17 protein-coding genes are annotated in these 20171 nt (G+C 69.4%); 5 read left to right on the top strand and 12 right to left on the bottom strand.

Going from position 1 to position 20171, the window contains the following annotated elements; genetic code table 11:
• Positions 1–25: 25 nt before the first annotated feature.
• Together pflB and pflA are read left to right on the top strand one after the other, a co-directional pair.
• The gene (gene pflB / locus ACT53O_RS00695; RefSeq protein ID WP_476150945.1) at positions 26–2287 is read left to right on the top strand and encodes a formate C-acetyltransferase; all 2262 of its coding nucleotides are present in this window, start codon (positions 26–28) and stop codon (positions 2285–2287) included.
• Between the two features lie 48 nt (positions 2288–2335).
• Complete coding sequence (pflA, locus tag ACT53O_RS00700; RefSeq protein WP_378794568.1) at positions 2336–3274, top strand: pyruvate formate-lyase-activating protein; 939 nt, start codon at positions 2336–2338, stop codon at positions 3272–3274.
• Between the two features lie 145 nt (positions 3275–3419).
• Here the strand turns inward: pflA and dxr are convergent, their stop codons facing one another.
• Together dxr and ACT53O_RS00710 are read right to left on the bottom strand one after the other, a co-directional pair.
• On the bottom strand, positions 3420–4502 hold the full coding sequence (dxr, locus tag ACT53O_RS00705) for a 1-deoxy-D-xylulose-5-phosphate reductoisomerase (protein ID WP_294978884.1): 1083 nt from the start codon (positions 4500–4502) through the stop codon (positions 3420–3422).
• Positions 4503–4526: 24 nt separating this feature from the next.
• Positions 4527–5444 carry an FKBP-type peptidyl-prolyl cis-trans isomerase gene (locus ACT53O_RS00710; protein WP_295818594.1) on the bottom strand — a complete coding sequence of 306 codons (918 nt, stop codon included), beginning with the start codon at positions 5442–5444 and terminating at the stop codon, positions 4527–4529.
• Between the two features lie 124 nt (positions 5445–5568).
• Here ACT53O_RS00710 and ACT53O_RS00715 point away from each other — a divergent pair, with 124 nt between their 5' ends.
• Positions 5569–6399, top strand: coding sequence for a lysophospholipid acyltransferase family protein (locus tag ACT53O_RS00715; protein ID WP_112932986.1), 831 nt, complete (start codon positions 5569–5571; stop codon positions 6397–6399).
• Here ACT53O_RS00715 and ACT53O_RS00720 read toward each other — a convergent pair.
• Together ACT53O_RS00720 and ACT53O_RS00725 are read right to left on the bottom strand one after the other, a co-directional pair.
• Positions 6368–6880: an OsmC family protein gene (locus ACT53O_RS00720; RefSeq protein WP_112932675.1), complete on the bottom strand. Its 513-nt coding sequence runs from the start codon at positions 6878–6880 to the stop codon at positions 6368–6370. The genes ACT53O_RS00715 and ACT53O_RS00720 overlap by 32 nt on opposite strands.
• On the bottom strand, positions 6877–7668 hold the full coding sequence (locus ACT53O_RS00725; protein WP_295818598.1) for an MBL fold metallo-hydrolase: 792 nt from the start codon (positions 7666–7668) through the stop codon (positions 6877–6879). Before ACT53O_RS00725 ends, ACT53O_RS00720 begins: the two co-directional genes overlap by 4 nt.
• A 65-nt stretch (positions 7669–7733) precedes the next feature.
• Between ACT53O_RS00725 and ACT53O_RS00730 the strand changes: the two genes are divergently transcribed.
• Positions 7734–8759, top strand: a complete 1026-nt coding sequence (locus ACT53O_RS00730; RefSeq protein ID WP_476150948.1) for an asparaginase — start codon at positions 7734–7736, stop codon at positions 8757–8759.
• A gap of 26 nt (positions 8760–8785) precedes the next feature.
• Here the strand turns inward: ACT53O_RS00730 and ACT53O_RS00735 are convergent, their stop codons facing one another.
• The 5 genes from ACT53O_RS00735 to ACT53O_RS00755 all read right to left on the bottom strand — a co-directional run bounded on the left by ACT53O_RS00735 (position 8786) and on the right by ACT53O_RS00755 (position 16950).
• A complete protein-coding gene (locus ACT53O_RS00735; protein WP_476150950.1) occupies positions 8786–11542 on the bottom strand; it encodes an FtsK/SpoIIIE domain-containing protein in 2757 nt (918 codons plus the stop codon).
• Positions 11543–11608: 66 nt separating this feature from the next.
• Positions 11609–12397: a PP2C family protein-serine/threonine phosphatase gene (locus ACT53O_RS00740; RefSeq protein WP_039414538.1), complete on the bottom strand. Its 789-nt coding sequence runs from the start codon at positions 12395–12397 to the stop codon at positions 11609–11611.
• A 9-nt stretch (positions 12398–12406) separates the two neighbouring features.
• On the bottom strand, positions 12407–14359 hold the full coding sequence (locus ACT53O_RS00745; protein WP_476150952.1) for an ABC transporter ATP-binding protein: 1953 nt from the start codon (positions 14357–14359) through the stop codon (positions 12407–12409).
• A 38-nt stretch (positions 14360–14397) separates the two neighbouring features.
• Positions 14398–16128 carry an ABC transporter ATP-binding protein gene (locus ACT53O_RS00750; RefSeq protein WP_036316035.1) on the bottom strand — a complete coding sequence of 577 codons (1731 nt, stop codon included), beginning with the start codon at positions 16126–16128 and terminating at the stop codon, positions 14398–14400.
• A gap of 120 nt (positions 16129–16248) precedes the next feature.
• Positions 16249–16950: a DUF5684 domain-containing protein gene (locus ACT53O_RS00755; RefSeq protein ID WP_036316033.1), complete on the bottom strand. Its 702-nt coding sequence runs from the start codon at positions 16948–16950 to the stop codon at positions 16249–16251.
• A gap of 176 nt (positions 16951–17126) precedes the next feature.
• Here ACT53O_RS00755 and ACT53O_RS00760 point away from each other — a divergent pair, with 176 nt between their 5' ends.
• Complete coding sequence (locus tag ACT53O_RS00760) at positions 17127–17588, top strand: DUF4282 domain-containing protein (protein WP_036316030.1); 462 nt, start codon at positions 17127–17129, stop codon at positions 17586–17588.
• Here ACT53O_RS00760 and yaaA read toward each other — a convergent pair whose 3' ends face one another.
• The 3 genes from yaaA to atpD all read right to left on the bottom strand — a co-directional run bounded on the left by yaaA (position 17589) and on the right by atpD (position 20149).
• On the bottom strand, positions 17589–18338 hold the full coding sequence (yaaA, locus tag ACT53O_RS00765; RefSeq protein ID WP_294946558.1) for a peroxide stress protein YaaA: 750 nt from the start codon (positions 18336–18338) through the stop codon (positions 17589–17591).
• A 94-nt stretch (positions 18339–18432) separates the two neighbouring features.
• The gene (locus tag ACT53O_RS00770) at positions 18433–18693 is read right to left on the bottom strand and encodes a F0F1 ATP synthase subunit epsilon (protein ID WP_039414524.1); all 261 of its coding nucleotides are present in this window, start codon (positions 18691–18693) and stop codon (positions 18433–18435) included.
• 1 nt (position 18694) lies between these two features.
• Positions 18695–20149, bottom strand: a complete 1455-nt coding sequence (gene atpD / locus ACT53O_RS00775) for a F0F1 ATP synthase subunit beta (protein WP_294946553.1) — start codon at positions 20147–20149, stop codon at positions 18695–18697.
• Positions 20150–20171: the final 22 nt, after the last annotated feature.

Here is a 20171-nt window from a genome sequence, read left to right on the forward strand (position 1 = left end):
CCACGAGGATTTGAGGAAGCGAATCATGACCACCGTCACCCCCTCCGCACAGGACATGCAGCCCGTCGCCTGGAACGGCTTCACCGCCGGCCCGTGGCAGGACGCGATCGATGTGCGCGACTTCATTCAGCGCAACTACACGCCGTACCTCGGCGACGCCTCGTTCCTGACCGGCGCCACGGCCCGCACCACGCGCATCTGGAGCACGCTGTCGGCGATGTTCCCGACCGAGCGCGAGAAGGGCATCTACGACGTCGACGCGCACACGCCCGCCGGCATCACCGCCCACGGCCCCGGGTACATCGCGAAGGACGACGAGCTCATCGTCGGCCTGCAGACCGACGCGCCGCTGAAGCGCGCGATCATGCCCAACGGCGGCTGGCGCATGGTCGAGGGCGCGCTCGAGACCTACGGCTACGAGGTCGACCAGACCCTCAAGGAGATCTTCACGAGCTACCGCAAGACGCACAACGAGGCCGTCTTCGACGTGTACTCGCCGAACGTCCGCGCCGCGCGCAGCTCGCACGTCATCACCGGACTCCCGGACGCCTACGGCCGCGGCCGCATCATCGGCGACTACCGCCGCGTCGCGCTGTACGGCATCGACCAGCTGATCGCCGCCAAGAAGGTCGACAAGCTCGGTCTGGACACGACGCCCTTCACCGAAGAGGTCGTGCGCATGCGCGAAGAGCACGCGGAACAGATCCGCGCGCTCGGCGAACTGAAGCAGATGGCAGCGGCGTACGGCTTCGACATCTCCGGGCCGGCGACCACCGCGCGTGAAGCCGTGCAGTGGCTGTACTTCGGCTACCTCGCCGCCGTGAAGGAGCAGAACGGCGCCGCGATGTCGCTCGGACGCACCTCGACGTTCCTCGACGTCTTCATCGAGCGCGACCTGCAGGCGGGCCTGATCACCGAGACCGAGGCGCAGGAGATCATCGACGACTTCGTCATCAAGCTGCGCATCGTCCGCTTCCTGCGCACCCCCGAGTACGACAGCCTGTTCTCCGGCGACCCGACCTGGGTCACCGAGACGATCGGCGGCATGGGCGAGGACGGTCGCCCCCTCGTGACGAAGAACTCGTTCCGCTTCCTGCAGACCCTCTACAACCTGGGGCCGGCACCCGAGCCCAACATGACCGTCTTCTGGAGCCCGGAGCTGCCGCAGGGGTTCAAGGACTACTGCGCGCGCGTGTCGATCGACACGTCGGCCGTGCAGTACGAGTCGGACGAGATCATCCGCCCCGCCTGGGGCGATGACGCCGCGATCGCGTGCTGCGTGAGCCCGATGCGTGTCGGCAAGCAGATGCAGTTCTTCGGTGCTCGCGTCAACCTCGCCAAGACGCTGCTGTACGCCATCAACGGCGGACGTGACGAGGTCACCGGCAAGCAGGTCTCGCCCGCCACCGCGCCCGTCGGCGACGGACCGCTGGACTTCGACGACGTCATGGAACGCTTCGACAAGACGATGGACTGGCTGGCCGAGACCTATGTCGAGGCCCTCAACTGCATCCACTGGTCGCACGACAAGTACGCGTACGAGCGCATCGAGATGGCTCTGCACGACAAGGATGTGCTGCGCACGATGGCCTGCGGAATCGCGGGGCTCTCGGTGGCGGCGGATTCGCTGTCGGCCATCAAGTACGCCACCGTGACCCCGGTGCGCGACGAACGCGGCATCGTGGTGGACTACCTCACCGAGGGCGAGTTCCCGAGCTACGGCAACGACGACGACCGCGCCGACCAGATCGCCGTGGGCCTGGTGGAGAGCTTCATGTCGAAGATCCGCCGTCACCCGATGTACCGGGGTGCCCTGCCCACGCAGTCGGTGCTCACGATCACCTCGAACGTCGTCTACGGCAAGGCGACGGGCAACACGCCCGACGGTCGCCGCGCCGGCGAGCCGTTCGCCCCGGGTGCCAACCCCATGAACGGTCGTGACACGCACGGCATGCTCGCCTCGGCGCTGTCGGTCGCCAAGATCCCCTACGCCCAATCGCAGGACGGCATCTCGCTGACCAACACCGTCGTCCCGAGCGGCCTCGGGCGCACCGCCGAGGAGCAGGTGCGCAACCTCGCCGGTCTGCTCGACGCCTACGTGGGCTCGCACGGCTATCACATGAACGTCAACGTGCTGAACCGCGAGACGCTCGAGGATGCCATGGAGCACCCGGAGAACTACCCGCAGCTGACCATCCGGGTCTCCGGCTACGCCGTGAACTTCGTCCGCCTCACACGCGAGCAGCAGCTCGACGTCCTGTCGCGTACGTTCCACGGCTCCATGTGATCCGCATCCCCGGCACACGAACCGACACGCAGAGAGAAGCTGAGGACAATGGCCAGGGCGATGCTCCGCCGCCACCCGTGCAACGCGGTGCCGTCCGCCCTCCCCGCCCTGCCCGATGACGCGGTGCGCCTGGAGGTCCCCCTCCAGGCGCCCGCCCATCGGCGCACCGGCGCCGGCCTCGACGGTCTCGCCGTCTCGGACGTCGACCGTCATGAGCGCCTTACCGCGATGCGCGAGGGGCGACTCGGCTCCGTGCACTCCTGGGAGCTCGTCACCGCCGTCGACGGGCCGGGAACGCGGCTGACCACGTTCCTCAGCGGGTGCCCGCTGCAGTGCCTCTACTGCCACAACCCCGACACCCTCGCGATGAAGGATGGACAGCCCGTCACGAGCGACGAGCTGCTCTCACGGATCGAGCGTTACACCGCGGTGTTCCGGGCGACCGGCGGCGGCATCACCCTCTCCGGCGGAGAGGTGCTCATGCAACCCGCCTTCGCGGCGCGGATCCTGCGCGGCGCGAAGGAGCTCGGCATCCACACCGCCATCGACACGTCCGGCTACCTCGGCGCCGCGGCCTCCGACGCCATGCTCGACGACGTCGACCTCGTCCTTCTGGACGTCAAGAGCGGCGACCCCGAAACGTACCGCGAGGTGACGGGACGAGAACTCGAGCCCACGCTCACCTTCGGCCGCCGCCTGGCGACACGACCCGACGGTCCCGAGGTGTGGATCCGGTTCGTCCTCGTCCCCGGTCTGACCGACGACGTGGACAACGTCGAGGCCGTCGCCGCGTACGCCGCGTCACTCAACGAGATCCGCTCCGGGACGGTCACCCGCGTCGAGGTGCTGCCGTTCCACCAGATGGGTCGCGACAAGTGGGACACCCTCGGACGCGACTACCGTCTGGCCGAGACCGAACCGCCCTCGGTGGAACTCGTCGACCGCGTCCGCGATCAGTTCCGCGCACACGGCCTGCTTACGTACTGACCTTCCCTGCTCTCCCTCGTCTCGGCCGCCGCTTCCCCCGCGGCCTCGCGCCCCGATCGTCCCCCGAATCGGGCGCTGACCGGACCGCCCTCCCCATCCTCTGCGGGCGGTCCGGTCCCCTCTGCCGGCGCGGGGCGCATCGATGTCAGGCGGCGGCGATCGCCTCATCGGCGGCAGCACGTGCCCAGGCCTCCGCGGCGGCGAGGGTCTCGCGCGAAAGCGTGGACGGCGCCTCGTGCATATCGACGATCCGCTGGACGGTGTCCAGGATGCCGGGAAAGCTCAGGCGTCCCTCGTGGAACGCATCGACAGCCTGCTCGTTGGCCGCGTTGAACACGGCGGGGTAGGTCGCGCCGGCGCGCCCCACCTGCTTGGCGAGCATGACCGCCGGGAAGGCCTCCTCGTCGAGGGGCTCGAAGCCCCACGAGCTCGCCCGAGTCCAGTCCAGGGGCGCACCGACGCCGCCGATGCGGTGTGGCCAGTCGAGGCCCAACGAGATCGGCAGCCGCATATCCGGCGGAGACGCCTGTGCAATCGTCGACCCGTCGATGAACTCGACCATCGAGTGGACGATCGACTGAGGGTGCACGACGACGTCGATGCGGTCGTAGTCGACGTCGAACAGCAGATGGGCCTCGATCACCTCGAGCCCCTTGTTGACCAGCGTCGCCGAGTTCGTGGTGACCACACGTCCCATGTCCCAGGTCGGATGAGCCAGCGCCTGGGCTGGCGTCACCCGTTCGAGCTCGGCGCGGGTGCGACCGCGAAACGGCCCTCCCGAGGCGGTCAGCACGAGCCGACGCACCTCGTCGCTCGTCCCGGCGCGCAGGGCCTGCGCGATCGCAGAGTGCTCGGAGTCGACCGGGACGATCTGACCCGGCGCAGCGAGGGCGGTGACCAGATCACCACCGACGATGAGCGACTCTTTGTTGGCCAGCGCAAGGGTACGCCCCGTCTCGAGCGCGGCGAGCGTCGGGCCGAGGCCGACCGATCCGGTGATGCCGTTGAGCACGACATCGGCCTCCACATCCCGCACGAGCTGCTCGGCTTCGACCGCGCCCAGCGCGGTGTGCTCGACCCCGAATTCGATCGCCTGCGCGGCGACGCCCGCCGCGTCGCGTCCGGCGGCGAGTCCCACCACCTCGAACTGATCACGGCGGGTGCGGATCACATCCAGAGCCTGGGTGCCGATGGAACCGGTCGAACCGAGGATCAGGATGCGCCGCATGCGGCCAGCCTACCGGCGGGCCGGTTACTGGGCCGCGGAGGTCTGGGCGCCCAGGATGTCGACGACGAACACCAGGGTCTCGCCCTTGAGGTCGTTCGTGTTGATCTCGCCCTCGCCGTAGCCGTCCGCCGGGGGCATCGTCACGAGCACCTGCGAGCCGACGGTCTGGCCTTCCAGGGCCTTGCGGAAGCCGGGGACGACACCGGTGGTGGTGAAGCTCGTCGGCACGCCGCCCTTGTCCCACGTCGAGTCGAAGGTCTTGCCGTCCGACCAGCGCACGCCGGTGTACTGCACCAGCACCTGGTCGCCGCTCTGGACAGTGGCGCCGTCGCCCTTCTTCAGGGTGGCGATCTGCGTCTCGGTGGGCGGGTTGCCGCCGGGAAGCGTGATCGTCGGCGCGCCGTTGTCGGCCAGCGACACCGTCGGCATCCCCGCCACAGGAGCCTGCTCGGCGCCCCAGGCGGCGCTCGGGACGATTCCGAGCAGGTCGACCACGTACACCTGGGCCGCACCCTGCTCGCTCGCCGGGAAGGTCGCGACGACGCGCTCGCCGGGCGCGCCACAACCGAGGACCTGGCCGAGGGGGCTGGATGCCGAGATCTGCGCGGGCAGGAGCTGACCGGGCTTGTAGCCGATATCGCCGAGTTTCTGGCCCGTCTCGGCGTCGTAGGCCGTCATGGCGTAGGAGATGAACTGCCCCGCCGCCACCGGGGTACCCGACCCCTTGTCGATGGTCTTCGCCTGCAGCTTGTCGATCTGGATCGGCGCCGTGAACGACAGGGTGGGAGCTGCTCCCGCGTCTCCGCTGACCGTGACCGCGTCGGCCGCGGCACCGGACGAGACCTGCGCGTCGCAGAGATCCGCCGCCGGCGCGGCGGTCGGGCTCCCGGACGCGGTGGCGCCGTTGGAGCCGGAACAGCCCGCAAGCAGGATGACGGACACAGCGGCGACGGAAACAGCGACGAGCGGGCGCAGGCGCACGATAGGACCTCACAGATGGAAGACGGATTCACACCCATCCTCCCCTACTTTGTTCTGCGTGCGCTGGGAGCGCCACGCTCTCGCCATGCTCATGGCGGCATGCGATCGGGAGTACCCTCGTCTGGTGACATCCGCAGAGCCCGCCCCCGACGCCGCCGGCGAGCTGCAGGCCTCGGCCGACGCCCATGACGTCACCGGCATCGGCCCCACCTACGTCATCGGCAGATGGGTCGTGGCCCCGCTCGCGCGGCTGCTGTACCGTCCGCGCATCGAGGGACGCAAGAACTTCCCCCGCAAGGGCGCGGTGATCCTCGCCAGCAACCACCTGTCGTTCATCGACTCCTTCGTCATCCCCATGGCCGCTCCGCGGCCGGTGCGCTTCCTCGCCAAGTCGAGCTACTTCGACGGCGCCGGGTTGAAGGGGTGGTTCTCCCGACAGTTCTTCTACGCCGTCGGCGCGTTCCCCGTTCAGCGCGGAGCGGGCCAGGCGGCGTTGGATGCTCTCGAGCAGCAGCGACGGATGCTCGACGCGGGGTGGTCGACCGCGCTCTATCCGGAGGGGACGCGCTCCCTCGACGGGCGTCTGTACAAAGGCCGCACCGGTGTCGCGTTCCTCGCGCTGCAGACCGGCGCACCCGTGATTCCCGTGGGGTTGGTCGGAACCAACGAGATCATGCCCGTCGGAGCGAAGTTTCCCCGCCTGCGCCCGCGGGTGACGGTGCGCTTCGGCGAACCCCTCGACCTCTCTCATCACGGCTCCGCCGACTCCGGGCGCGCCCGCCGTCAGGCGACCGATGAGATCATGGCCGCGATCCACGCGCTCTCCGGCCAGGAGCTGGCAAACGCCTACAACGAGGCTCCAGCGTCCAATCCCGTCGAACGCCTCAAGCAGGTCCTTCCGCACGAACGCCGCTGACTGCGGCATCCGGGGCCACCGTGACGACGGCGTCGTGACGAACCGGGAAGTTGACCGAGTTCGCGATGAAGCACCACTCGTGCGCCTGCGCGTGTGCGGCCTCAGCCGCGGCGACCATGGACGCTGCGGCGACCTCGACCCGCGGTCGCAGCACGACCTCGGTGAAGGCGCCGCCGCCTCGACCGTCCTCGGTCATCCGCCCCGTCGCGTCGTCGGTGTAGGACACGACGACGACACCGGCCTGCACGCAGGCGTGGAGGTAGGACAGCAGATGACACTCCGACAGCGCGGCCAGCAGCATGTCCTCGGGGTTCCACTTCGAAGGATCGCCGCGGAAGGGACGATCGCTCGAAGCCTCCAGAGCCGGCTTGCCGTCGATCGACAGCGTCACCGAGCGGTCGTAGTCGCGGTACCCGCTCGTTCCGGTGCCGCGATTTCCTGTCCACCGCGCCTGCAGTGCGTAACGGTGTTCACCGATCATCTCGCCAGTCTGCCACCCGCAGCGCGGTACGCGGCCGCCAGTTCCGCCAGATGCGCGTGCTCTTCGGCCATGCCGGGGTTGGCGATACGTGGATCGTCGGAGCGTCCTCGGCGGATCATGTCATCGAGGTAGCGTCGGTCCGCGTCGAGGCGAGCACGCGCGTCCGCGCCCACGTTTCCGTGACCGGGAACGATCACCGCGGCGCGCGCCGCGAACGGCGCGAGCCGGTCGAGAGCGTCGAGGTAGGCCGGCAGGTCGTCGGGAGAGAACGGCAGCGGCAGTTCGACGTCGCTGAGCATGTCGCCGGCGATCAGCACGCGCCGCTCCGGCAGCCACAGCGCCGTGTGTCCCGGCGCGTGACCGTCGTGGACGACCGGCACGATGTGCACCCCCTTCGGCAGACCGTCGGCGGGGAAGCGGTCTCCGATGCCGTTGACACGGCCCATGAGCTCGGCGAACCACGGCGGCGCCTCGTCGTCCAGCGCAGCGACGAGTTCAGCGCGCTGCGAGACGGTGAGCGCGGCAGTGGTGTCGGAGGCCCAGCGCGAGACGTCCCCGAACGCCGGGTGCCACAGCAGATGGTCGTGATGGGCGTGGGTCGCAAAGCCCGCGCGAACGTGCAGCCCGCGGGCGTTCAGCGTGGCTGCCAGTGCGTCGAGCTCGTCCGGGTCCCACGCGGGATCGACGAGCAGAGCCTCGGCTCCACCCACGATGACGGTGCTCGTGGTGGCCATGCGCCGGCTCGTCGCGACCCAGATCCCATCGGCGACCTCGTCCAGCTGGCGCATCCCCGTCTCCTCGGTGGTCCCCGCCGACCCGTTCCGCGGCCCGCGAAGAAAGTAGGCTCTTGTGCGTGTCAGATCCTCTCACCGTGTCCCGTCCCTCCGCACCCTCCGGCACCATCGCTGTCGCCGATGCGGTGGAACTCGCCGTCGTCGAGCGCAGCGGCTTCATCGAGTCGCGGCACGCCGGAGCAGCGATCGTGCTGGACCCCGAGGGCGTCGTCCAACTGAGCCTCGGCGACGTCGATACGCCGATCCTGCCCCGCTCGAGCATGAAGCCGTTGCAGGCACTCGGCTGCCTGACCGCGGGTGTCTCCCTGGAAGGCGAGCAGCTCGCGCTGTCCACCGCCAGCCACAGCGGAACCGACCGCCACGCCGCCGTCGTCCGGGAGATCCTCGCGACCGCCGGTCTCGGCGAGGACCACCTTCAGTGCCCGCCCGCGTGGCCCGGCGACACGGCGACGCGCGATGAGCTCGTGCGCGAACTCGGACAGCCGGCGCGTATTCGCATGAACTGTTCCGGAAAGCATGCGACGATGCTGCTGGCCTGCACCGCGAACGGGTGGGACATCGAGAGCTACCTCGACCCGCAGCATCCGCTGCAGGTGCATATCCGTGAGGTCATCGAACGGCTCACGGGGACGAAGATCTCCACGACCGCGATCGACGGCTGCGGAGCACCGGTGTACGCCATGAGCCTGACCGCCCTCGCCCGCGCCGCGCATCGGATCGGCACCGCCTCGGAGCGCTCCCCCTTCGCCCTGCACCGTCTGGCCGGAGCGCTGGTGCGCGCGGTCCGCGAGAACCCGTGGGCGATCGACGGGCCGGGCCGCCCGGACACCATCGCGATCGAGCGGCTCGGCGTCTTCGCCAAGGGGGGCGCCGAGGGGATCATGATCATGACGGCCCCCAACGGCGCGACGGTGGCCCTGAAGACGCTGGACGGCAGTGGCCGCGTCGCGACGGCCGTCGCGATCCGTCTGCTGGAGCGCGTCGGCGCCCTGTCGTCGGCGGACGTCGCCGCGACGCTCGACCAGCTGCCGCTGGAGATCACCGGTGGAGGGCGCGAGGTGGGACGCATCCGTCCCACCGTCTGATCCCTCGCGTTCCGGTCCACGGCCGCTCACGGCCGGGGCAGCAGGACGCGCTGAGCGACGCCGTCCGGCGCGAGTCGCCAGGCGCGGCCGGCACCCGCAGCGGCGTAGACGGGCAGGTCCCGTCGGCCCGTGAGGGCACGATAGTCCGCGATGCACTCTGCGGCGACGACCAGCTCGTGACGCGTGCGCAGTTCGCCCAGGAGCTTCCAGTGGGCGAGCCACTCCTCGGGCGTGCCGACGACGAGTGCCCGTCCCCCGGTCGCGCTGCACGTCGCGGCGTCGGCGACGCCGACGATCGGAACATCGCGTTCCACGCTCGCGCGATTCAGCGCGTCACGGGCGAACCCGGGCGCGACCACCAGACCGGCCGGGCCGGCTTCGCCGGGATTCCAGGTCGGCGGCGGGGAGGCGTGCCCTGGCGCGGTCGCGCGGGCGCCGTCGTGGAGGAACTGCACCAGGAGGCGACCCCATCGCCCCCGCCCGGGCGGCTGATCGCGGTCGTGGTCGGCCCCCTCACCCCCAGCCGCCACGTGGTCGGCGCGCGTCGCCAACGACAGGATGGCGCGGTGCGGAACCAGATCCAGCAGGCGGGCGAGCGGCCCTGCGCATCGCGCCGCCGAGAAGACCACGAGGCCTCCGGTCTGCCCCGCGTCACGCACGAGCCGCTCGATGCGCGACATCATCTCCGCCGCATAGTCGGTGGGATAGCGCGCCAGGAGCGCGTCGAGGTCGTCGACGACCACGCCCGTCCCCGCGCGCCGGTCCACGGCGGCGGCGACAGCGTCCCATGCGGCCTCGGGGTCGCCGGGGACCCACGTCGGCGCGTGCGGCAGCTGGCGGGCGACGGCGCGCAGCAAGGACGAGCGGCCGCTTCCCGGTGCTCCGATCACCGCCAGCGCCGTCGCCGCCCGCGGCAGCAGCACGGGCGCTTGGCGCTGCCGCTGCGGCTCGTCCGAGAGTCCCAGCGCGATACGACCGGTCACCGCTACCCGATCCAGCTCCACCGCGAGCGGGAGCGGAGGCAGCCACGGCGCCGTCGCGCGTTCGTCTCCCGCCGCGTCTCTGATCGCCGCGAGCGCCACCGGGGAGCATCTCGCCATCCGCACGCGCTGTGGATCGACGTCGGCCGCACGACGCACGAGCGCCGTCCCTCGGGCATCGGCGCGGCCGGACAATCGCGCCGCGTCGTCCGCGCCGATCACGGCGCGCGAGTCTGCGGCATCGAGGGTACGCAGTGCGATCCGCAGTGGTGCATTGGCGAGCAGCCCGTCACGGAAGGCTCCGGCCGCGCGCTGGGACGCCAGGATCGTATGGATGCCGAGTGCGCGCCCGCGCGCCGCGACATCCGAGAACAGCTCGTGCATCTCGGGGTGAGCGCCGACCAGTGCGGCGAACTCGTCCACGATCACGACGAGTCGCGGCAGCGCCCCCGGGGCCTCGTCCACATCTCGGGCATCGTGAGCGGCGAGGACGCGTTCTCGGCGCCGGATCTCGGCTCGCAGGCTCTCGACCGCCCGCACGGCCGCACGGTCATCGAGATCGGTGACGACGCCGGTGACGTGCGGAAGAACGGTGAGGGCGTCGAAGGTGCGGCCGCCCTTGAAGTCGATGAGAAGAAGGCAGACCTCCCCGACATCTCGACCGCGACACAGGCCGGCCGCCCACGTGACGAGCAGCTCGCTCTTGCCGGAGCCGGTCATGCCCACCACGACGGCGTGGGGTCCGTCGGCCACGAGGTCGACCGTGACGACCTCTCCTGCGCTCACACCGATGGCGGCGCTCAGTCCCGGGCCGGCGCGACCGCCGACGAGCTCCTCGAACCCCACGGGAGCGTCACCGCGCTGACCCAGCTCACGCGCGCGTTCCGACAGCATCCCCGCGACCTCGGCTGCCTGCACCGCTGACAACGCCTCGATGCGCACCGTCCGCGTCGATCCCTCATGGTCCAGGACGGCTTCGTCGCCGCCCACGAGGGTCAGAACCGCGCGACAGCGCGGCGGTGGCGGCGCGTCGCCGGCCACCACGACGATCGGGATCTGCGCATCCGAAGGGAGGCGGGCCGCGCCCTCCGCGACCACGAGCGCATCGCCGGCACTCGCGAGCGCGTGCGGGAGTGGCACGTGGCCCACGATCGCCTCCACGGCGTCGAGGTCGACGATCCGGACGCGGCCGGGAGCATGGACGAGGCAGATCTGCATCACGAGCCCCCGGACCACCGCCGTGCTCTGTGCGAGAGGACCGCGCACGGCCAGCCCCGCCCGCAGGGGCACGGTCACGGGCGCATCATCGAGGCGCCGAGCTCGCCGTCGCACCTCACGCGCGGCATCGTCGGCGGGCTCACCCTCGATCCGCAGGCTGCTCGGCCCCTCTCCACGCCCGACCACCAGCACCTCCTCGCGGCCGGGCACCGAGCGCCATACCTCCGCCTCATCGGCGCACAGCGTCGCCACGTCGGGCGTGCGCCGCCACGCGCGACGCCGCTCCGCCTCGTGGCGCCGGTCGACCGCTTCGTCCAGGTGCGCCAGCAGACGGAGGTGTTCGCGGCGCGCACGCCGTCGGGCACGCCTGGTCGTCCGCAGTCCGTCGATGAAGGATGCCACCGCGACGAGCGGCCCGAGAGCTGCGAACCAGAGAGCGTGGACCGACCCCGTGACGCGCCACAGTACGAGCGCACCGACGACGGGAACGATGGCGGTCACGACCGGCAGCGGTGCCCGCGCCGGCGGTGTCGGGGCGGGCGGGAGGCGCAGCGGCTCGTCGTCGAGATCGTCGACATCGGTCATGTCGGCAGTCAAGCGGGCCGGCGCCACGGTGCGACGCGCACCGGAGCGACCGGTGCACGAACGGTGTCAGTCCGTCGCTGGGGAGGAACCGGTGCGGTGCACGTTCAGGACGATGATCGTGATGTTGTCGCGACCGCCGTTCTCCAGCGCAGCGTCGAGCATGTCAGCCGCTGCGGCGGCCGGATCGTCGTGCTGCAGGAGGAAGTGCAGGATGCCGTAGTCCGTCAGCTCCTTGGTGAGGCCGTCGCTGCAGATCACGAAGCGGTCGCCGTCGATGACCTCGAGTCGCACGTAGTCGGGCGCGACGCCGTCGGAGGGACCGACGGCGCGTGTGATCACGTTTCCGTAGGGGTGGTTCTCGGCCTCTTCAGGGCTGAGCCGCCCCGCGGCGATGAGCTCTTGGACGACGGAATGATCGGTCGTGACCTGGGCGAGGCCGCCGTCGCGGAAGAGATAGACCCGCGAGTCGCCGATGTTGAGGGTCACCCACGTGGGCTCGGGGGTGGAGGTGTCGAGGTAGACCCCGGTCACCGTCGTCCCCGTGCCGTCATCGGTGGCTTCGGGGTGCGAGGCGATGTCGCCGACGGCCTTGGAAAGCGCCTTCTCGATGTTCTTCGGGCTGACCTCGCCTTTGCCGACCATCGATTCGAGGCGTGCGATCGTGCTGCTGCTGGCGATCTCACCGCCGATGTGGCCACCCATCCCGTCGGCGACCACGAACAGCGGATAGCGAGCGAGGACGGCATCCTGATTGATCTCTCGCCGACGGCCCGTATGGGTCAGCTCCGCCCACTGCAGGTCGACGGCACCGTCCGCGAGCGGGATGGTGCGCGAGTGAGTCGCGGCTTCGGGCACGGTCCCACTCTAGTGGACGGGTCGGGGCTGCACCCCGCCGACAGGCTGCGAAGCGGCGGCGTCGGCCTCGTCGTCGACCGGAGCCTCGAACTGGGCATCGTAGAGGCGGCGGTACGCGCCGTGGGCGGCGAGCAGCTGCTCGTGGGTGCCCTGTTCGACGATCGTGCCGTTCTCCATGACGAGGATGAGGTCGGCGTCGCGAATCGTCGACAGGCGATGCGCGATGACGAACGCGGTGCGGTCGGCCCGCAGCCGCGACATGGCGCGCTGGATGAGCAACTCGGTGCGTGTGTCGACCGAACTCGTCGCCTCATCGAGGATCAGGATCCTCGGATCCGCCAGGAACGCGCGGGCGATCGTGATCAGCTGCCGCTCCCCCACCGACAGATTCGTCGCTTCGTCGTCGAGCACGGTGTCGTAGCCGTCGGGCAGGGCGTGCACGAAACGATCGACGTACGCGGCCGTCGCTGCCTCGACGATGTCCTCCTCGGAGGCGTCGGGTCTGCCGTAGGCGATGTTCTCGCGAATGGTTCCGGAGAACAGCCAGGTGTCTTGCAGCACCATGCCCGTGCGTGCGCGCAGGTCGTCCCGGGTCATCCGCCGAGTGTCCAGCCCGCCCAGGGCGATGACACCGGCATCCACGTCGTAGAAGCGCATGATCAGGTTCACCAGCGTCGTCTTGCCGGCGCCCGTCGGACCGACGATGGCGACGGTGCTGCCCGGGCGGGCGTGCATCGACAGCCCGTCGATCAGGGGCTTGTCAGATGCATAGCGGAACGAGACGTCCTCGAAGGCCAGGTCTGCGGTGTCGGCGGGAACGCTGTCCGCCGGGGTGGGATCGGGCGTCTGCTCGGGTTCATCGAGAAGCTCGAAGACGCGCTCGGCGCTGGCAACGCCGGACTGCAGCAGGTTGGCCATCGAGCCCAGTTGGCTGAGCGGCTGGGTGAACTGTCGCGAGTACTGGATGAAGGCCTGCACGTCGCCGATCGACAGCACCCCGGCGGCGACCTGCAGGCCGCCCGCCACCGCGATGGCGACGTAGACCAGGTTGCCGATGAACATCATGGCCGGCATGATCACGCCGGAGAGGAACTGCGCGCCGAAGCTCGCGCGATAGACCTCGTCGTTCTCCGCGGCGAAGTCCTGCTCGACGGCCCGCTGGTGGCCGAACACCTTCACGATCGCATGGCCGGAGAAGGTCTCTTCCACACGCGCGTTCAGGATGCCGGTCGCCTTCCACTGGGCGACGAAGAGCTTCTGCGAGCGGCGCGCGACGAGCATCGTCACGATCACCGTCAACGGAATGGTCACGAGCGCGATGACCGCCAGAAGCGGGGAGATGATGAACATCATCGCGAGCACGCCGATCACCGTCAGCAGCGACATGATCACCTGCGACAGCGTCTGTTGCATCGACTGGCCGATGTTGTCGACGTCATTGGTGACGCGACTGAGCAGCTCCCCGCGCTGCACGCCATCGAAGTACGCGAGTGGCAGACGATGGACCTTCTCTTCGACGCGCACACGGAGCCGGTGCATCGCGCGCTGCACGATGCCGTTGAGCAGGCGCGCCTGCAGCCAGTTGAACAGCGCGGCGAAGATGTAGATCGCCAGCACCGCGATGAGGATCGCCCCCAGTCGCGACATGTCGATGCCCGCTCCGGGCGTGAAGTCCATCGCCGAGAGCATGTCGGCCTGCTGCTGGTTGCCGCTGGCGATCAGCTGATCGATGACCTGCTGTTTCGTGGCCCCGGCCGGCACCTGCATCGAGATGAAGCCCGCGAACACGACGTTGGTGCCGTCGCCGAGGATTTTCGGACCGAGCACCGACAGACCCACTGACAGCACACCGAGCAGGAACACCAGTGCCAGGCTGGCACGATCAACACGCAACGTGCCCAGCAGCCGCCGCGCACTCGGACCGAAGTTCTGCGCCTTCTGGACGGGCGCACCGCCCGCCATCGGACCGCCGCGCGGTCCTCGAGGTCCCGGACCGCTCATCATGCCTCCTGCGCCGCGAGCTGCGACTCGACGATCTCGCGGTACGTCTCGTTGGTCTCCACCAGCTCGTCGTGCGTGCCGCGTCCGACCATCCGGCCGTGATCGAGCACGACGATCTGGTCCGCGTGGCGGATGGTCGATACCCGCTGCGCGACGACGATCCGCGTCGCCTCGGGAAGATGCGCATCGAGCGCGCGACGAAGGGCGGCGTCGGTCCGCAGGTCGAGCGCGGAGAACGAGTCGTCGAAGATGTAGATCTCGGGCTGCCGCGCCAATGCCCGAGCGATCGCGAGGCGCTGGCGCTGGCCACCCGAGACGTTGGTGCCGCCCTGCGCTATCGGGGCGTCCAGTCCGCCCGGCAGGGCCGCGACGAAGTCCTTCGCCTGCGCAAGATCCAGCGCCGCCCAGAGCTGCGCGTCGCTGGCGGCGGCGTCGCCGTAGCGGAGGTTGGACGCGACGGTGCCGGCGAACAGGAATGCGCGCTGGGGGACGAGACCGACGCGGGCCCAGAGGTCGTCGGGATCGAGCTCGCGGACGTCGACACCGTCGACGGTGACCGCTCCCCCCGTGACGTCGAAGAGCCGAGCGATGAGGCCGACGAGCGTCGACTTTCCTGCGCCGGTCGAACCGATGATCGCCGTCGTGGTTCCGGGTTCGGCGGCGAAGGCGATGCCCTGGAGCACTGGCGACTCGGCACCGGGGTAGGTGAACTCGACGTCGTCGAAGACGACGCGTCCCCCGGCCCCGGCGGCTCGCACGGGCGCCTCGGGGGCGTGCACGGACGGCTCCGTCTCCAGCACGGCTCCGATGCGATCGGCGCACACCGCCGCGCGCGGGATCATCACGAACATGAACGTCGCCATCATGACACCCATGAGGATCTGCATCATGTAGCTCAGGAACGCGAACAGCGTGCCGATCTGCACGCCGTTGTTCTGCACCTCGGCGGCCCCGAACCAGATGATCGCCACCGAGGACAGGTTCATGACGAGCATGACCGCCGGGAACATCACGGCCATGAGGTTTCCGGCGCGAAGGGCGGTTTCCATCACGTCCTCGCTGGCGCGCGTGAAGCGGTGCCGTTCCTCGTTCTCTCGGACGAAGGCGCGGACGACGCGGATGCCGGTGAGCTGCTCGCGCATGATCTGGTTGAGCCGGTCGATGCGCGCCTGCATGGTGGTGAAGGCGGGGACCATCCGCACGACCACCAGCGACACGATCACCAGCAGCACGGGCACCGACACCGCCACCAGCCACGACAATCCCGCGTCCTGGCGCACCGCCATCACGATGCCTCCGATCGCGAGCATCGGCGCGGAGACCATCACGGTCGCCGACATCTGAACGAGCATCTGCACCTGCTGGACGTCGTTCGTGTTGCGGGTGATCAGCGACGGCGCCCCGAACTGCCCGACCTCGCGCTGCGAGAAGGCGACGACGCGGTGGAAGAGATCGGCGCGCACCGCACGACCGAGGCCCATCGCCAGCCGCGAACCGAAGTACACCGCGACCAGCGAACAGACGATCTGGACGACGCTGATCCCGAGCATCACGCCGCCGGTCCGCCAGATGTAGCCGATGTCGCCCGTGATCACGCCGTTGTCGATGATGTCGGCATTGAGCGTGGGCAACAGCAGCGACGCGACCGATTGGCCGAGCTGGAAGATCACCACCAGGAGGAGCAACGGCCACGTGGGCGCGAGATAGCGCACGAGGATCCTGCCGAGCACGGCGCCGCCTTTCCGCGCCCGCCACAACAAGCGCGAATCGACGCTACGCCCGCCGGGCTGCCATGCTCAACCGCCCGGGTGCGCTGTCAGCGAACCCGGGCGGTTGAGCGGTGAGGACGATCAGGAGCGCGGCGGCTCCGGAGCGGTCGGCGGCTCCGCGGTCGGCGGTTCCGTGGTCGGCGGCTCGGGAGCAGCAGGCGGTGCGGTGGCTGCCGGCGGCGCGGGCGGCTGATATCCGGCCGGAGGCGCCGGCGGCTGGTAACCCGCCGGCGGCTGGTAACCCGCAGGAGGGGTGTAGCCCGCGGGCGCCGCCGACGTCTGGACGGGAACGCCCTGCCAGACGGTGCGGTCGGCGAGGAAGCCGTTCGCCGCCCACGGCGCGGGCGGCACGTTCGGGTTCCAGCGCGACTTGTCGAAGGCGAGGATGCCGAGCCACACGAGTCCGAGCAGGACGTAGAGGATGACCCAGGGCGTCTCCTTCTGAAGCTTCTGCCCCACGCGCCACGCGGCCAGGGCGCCCACGACGATCGGGAGCAGCGCGATGATCCAACCGAGAACGGGGACCTGGCTCAGCAGGCCCGACGCCACAACGGCGCCCAGCATGACCCATGGGCTGACATCGCCGAGCTTTGCGAACACCATGAAGTTGTAGATCGGCACCCAGGCGCGCCACTTGCCCTGGACTCCCGCCTTGTCGAAGATCTTCATCAGGAAGAACGCACTGATCACATAGCCGATCACCGCGAAGATGAAGACGAAGAACGCAAACACGATCAGGGCAGCTGCAGCGGCGGCAGCGCTCCCGCCCGAGTAATCATCCATGAGTACCTCCCCCGGCGATTCTCGCCGTCGAGCGCGACCACCCTGGCCGGCTCCGGCTCACATCGTATTGGTAGCGAGCACACCGGCGCGACGTCTCTTTCGCGCGCGTGTCCCCACCCGTCCGCGACGCAGCCGATAGCCTGGGCGCACTGCCGTCCGCGCCGGAAGGAACGCCGATGACCGAGTCCTCTCTCCCGCCGCTGCCGCCGCGTCCCGCGGAAGAGGTGGCGCGCGACACGGCATCCGGGGCGGGCATCGCCGGTGTCGACGACACGGGGGTTCCACGGCTGGTCGGCGACCTCGACGACATCGGTCGCGGCTTCCTCTCCGCCCTGTTCGACTTGTCGTTCACGCGGTTCATCACTCGCAGATTGGCAAGCGTCTTCTATCTCGTGGGCCTCGTCGCGATCGGCATCGCCTTCATCGCGACGTTCCTGTGGGGTCTCATCTCCGGCATCGGTTCGCTGTGGTGGAACCTGGGCGGTGGCATCGCGCTCATCCTGTCGACGTTGATCGTCGTTCCCGTCGTCGCGTTCCTCGCCGTCGTCGTGCTGCGCTTCATCATCGAGTCCGGGGTCGCCCTCGTGGCCATTGCCGAGAACACAGAACGAACCGCCGCCCACACCGCGCGCGACTGATCACACGACGAGATCGATCTCCCCCGGCGCACCGTCCTGCAGCGTCACGCCCGCCGTCTCGGCCCACGCCAGGAGCGCCTCGCGCGTCGCGATGCGCGGGCGGGTTTCCGCGAGCCTTCTGACCAAAGCCCCCTTGCCGTGCTTGTTGAAGTGGTTGAGTGCACGTGTCGCGCCGTCCTCGCCGATCGTCACCACGCGCACGTAGGCGGACGCCACGTCCGACGGAACGGGGCCAAGGGCGACGTACGCCTCGGAGCGCAGATCCAGGACGAACGACGGCGCGGCCGTGCGCAGAGCCTCGGTGACTTCACCCGCCCAGTGACGCCTCAGGGGCGGGATGCCGGGGAGCGCCGTTCCGGCGGCGAGCCGGTAGGTCGGGATCGCATCGAGCGCGGCGACCGGTCCGAACGGCGCGGAGTGGATGAGCACGTGAGCGCCCAGCCAGCGCCGCGACGCCGCGGTCAGGGTGGCAGCATCCAGCGCATCGAAGAGCACCCCCGTGTAGCGGTCGACCGCCGGCAACGTCGGTGCGCTGCGCAGCGTCGCATTGTGGGCGATGTCCTCGCGCTGGCGCCGCGACAGCTTGAGCACGTGCGCAGCGCGCTCCTCGTCGGCGCTCAATGCCACAAGGGCGTCCACGGCTGACTCGCGTGCGGCGCGGAGCTCGGGAAGCGCAAACCCGGCGATGTCGACAGCGCGCGGGCGACCGCCCGGGCGCTTGGTCTCCGACGGCGGCAACAGGATCAACATGGGTGCTCTCCTCGCGCACAACGAGAAACCACTCCCCGCTCGAGAGCGATGCCTCTCGAGCGGGGAGTGGTGACGGACAGTTCTCCGTGGGCGATCAGGACTCGAGCGCGGCGTGTCCGGCCACGATGGTCAGCTCATTGCCTTCCATCGAAAGGAAGCCGTCCTGCGCACTGGCAACGACCTTTGTACCGTCGGACTGCGTGATACGCACCTGGCCTTCGGCAAGGATCGCGAGGACGGGCTCGTGACCGGTCATGAAGCCGATCTCGCCCTCGACGGTCTTCGCCACGACGAGGTTCGCCTCGCCGTGCCAGACCTCCTCCTCCGCGGAGACGAGGGTGACGGTCAGCGCCATGTCAGCTGTTCTCCTTCTGGATCTTCGCCCACTTCTCCTCGACGTCGGAGATGCCGCCGACGTTGAAGAACGCCTGCTCGGCGACGTGGTCGAAGTCACCCTTCACGATCGCGTCGAAGGACTCGATGGTCTCCTTGATCGGAACCGTGGAGCCTTCCACACCGGTGAACTTCTTCGCCATGTAGGTGTTCTGCGAGAGGAACTGCTGAATGCGGCGTGCGCGCGACACGACGATCTTGTCCTCTTCGGAGAGCTCGTCGACACCCAGGATGGCGATGATCTCCTGCAGTTCCTTGTTCTTCTGGAGGATCTGCTTGACCGCAGTGGCCACGCGGTAGTGGTCCTCACCGATGTAACGGGGGTCGAGGATCCGGCTAGTCGACGTCAGCGGGTCGATGGCGGGGTACAGACCCTTCGACGCGATCTCGCGCGAAAGCTCGGTCGTCGCGTCGAGGTGGGCGAACGTCGTCGCCGGGGCCGGGTCGGTGTAGTCGTCGGCCGGGACGTAGATCGCCTGCAGCGAGGTGATCGAGTGACCGCGGGTCGAGGTGATGCGCTCCTGGAGCACACCCATCTCATCGGCCAGGTTGGGCTGGTAGCCCACGGCGGACGGCATACGGCCGAGCAGCGTCGAGACCTCCGAGCCGGCCTGGGTGAAGCGGAAGATGTTGTCGATGAACAGCAGCACGTCCTGCTTCTGCACGTCGCGGAAGTACTCCGCCATCGTGAGGGCCGACAGAGCGACACGCAGACGCGTCCCCGGCGGCTCGTCCATCTGGCCGAAGACGAGGGCCGTCTTGTCGAAGACTCCCGCCTCCTCCATCTCGCCGATCAGGTCGTTGCCCTCACGGGTGCGCTCACCGACACCGGCGAACACCGACACGCCGCCGTGGTCCTGAGCGACGCGCTGGATCATCTCCTGGATCAGGACGGTCTTGCCGACGCCGGCGCCGCCGAACAGGCCGATCTTTCCACCCTGGACGTAAGGGGTGAGCAGGTCGATGGACTTGATGCCGGTCTCGAACATCTCGGTCTTCGACTCGAGCTGGTCGAAGTTCGGCGCCTGGCGGTGGATGCCCCAGCGCTCGGTGACCTCGATGGTCTCACCGGGGGCGGCGTTCAGCACGTCACCGGTGACGTTGAAGACCTTGCCCTTGGTGACGTCGCCGACGGGAACCGTGATGGGGCCGCCGGTGTCGCGCACTTCCTGACCGCGGACCATGCCGTCGGTGGGCTTGAGCGAGATGGCGCGCACCAGGTCGTCGCCGAGGTGCTGTGCGACCTCGAGCGTGATCTCGGTCGACTCGTCGCCGATCGTGATGGTCGTCTTCAGCGCGTTGTAGATGTCGGGGATCGCATCGTGCGGGAACTCGATGTCGACGACCGGGCCGGTGACGCGTGCAACGCGCCCGACGACCGTCGTCTCGGCCTTATCGGCGGTGGCGGTGGCAGTCATTGTCTGTCTCTTTCGGTGTGGT

The sequence above is a fragment of the Microbacterium sp. DMC48 genome (assembly GCF_056313825.1).

What these genes read in the sequence shown, in the direction of transcription:
- pflB (WP_476150945.1), top strand. Translation starts at nt 26, where the DNA reads ATGACCACCGTCACCCCCTCCGCACAGGACATGCAGCCCGTCGCCTGG.
- pflA (WP_378794568.1), top strand. Translation starts at nt 2,336, where the DNA reads ATGGCCAGGGCGATGCTCCGCCGCCACCCGTGCAACGCGGTGCCGTCC.
- dxr (WP_294978884.1), bottom strand. Translation starts at nt 4,502, where the DNA reads ATGCGGCGCATCCTGATCCTCGGTTCGACCGGTTCCATCGGCACCCAG.
- ACT53O_RS00715 (WP_112932986.1), top strand. Translation starts at nt 5,569, where the DNA reads ATGCTCATGGCGGCATGCGATCGGGAGTACCCTCGTCTGGTGACATCC.
- ACT53O_RS00720 (WP_112932675.1), bottom strand. Translation starts at nt 6,880, where the DNA reads ATGATCGGTGAACACCGTTACGCACTGCAGGCGCGGTGGACAGGAAAT.
- ACT53O_RS00725 (WP_295818598.1), bottom strand. Translation starts at nt 7,668, where the DNA reads ATGCGCCAGCTGGACGAGGTCGCCGATGGGATCTGGGTCGCGACGAGC.
- ACT53O_RS00735 (WP_476150950.1), bottom strand. Translation starts at nt 11,542, where the DNA reads ATGACCGATGTCGACGATCTCGACGACGAGCCGCTGCGCCTCCCGCCC.
- ACT53O_RS00745 (WP_476150952.1), bottom strand. Translation starts at nt 14,359, where the DNA reads ATGGCGGGCGGTGCGCCCGTCCAGAAGGCGCAGAACTTCGGTCCGAGT.
- ACT53O_RS00755 (WP_036316033.1), bottom strand. Translation starts at nt 16,950, where the DNA reads ATGGATGATTACTCGGGCGGGAGCGCTGCCGCCGCTGCAGCTGCCCTG.
- ACT53O_RS00760 (WP_036316030.1), top strand. Translation starts at nt 17,127, where the DNA reads ATGACCGAGTCCTCTCTCCCGCCGCTGCCGCCGCGTCCCGCGGAAGAG.
- yaaA (WP_294946558.1), bottom strand. Translation starts at nt 18,338, where the DNA reads ATGTTGATCCTGTTGCCGCCGTCGGAGACCAAGCGCCCGGGCGGTCGC.
- ACT53O_RS00770 (WP_039414524.1), bottom strand. Translation starts at nt 18,693, where the DNA reads ATGGCGCTGACCGTCACCCTCGTCTCCGCGGAGGAGGAGGTCTGGCAC.
- atpD (WP_294946553.1), bottom strand. Translation starts at nt 20,149, where the DNA reads ATGACTGCCACCGCCACCGCCGATAAGGCCGAGACGACGGTCGTCGGG.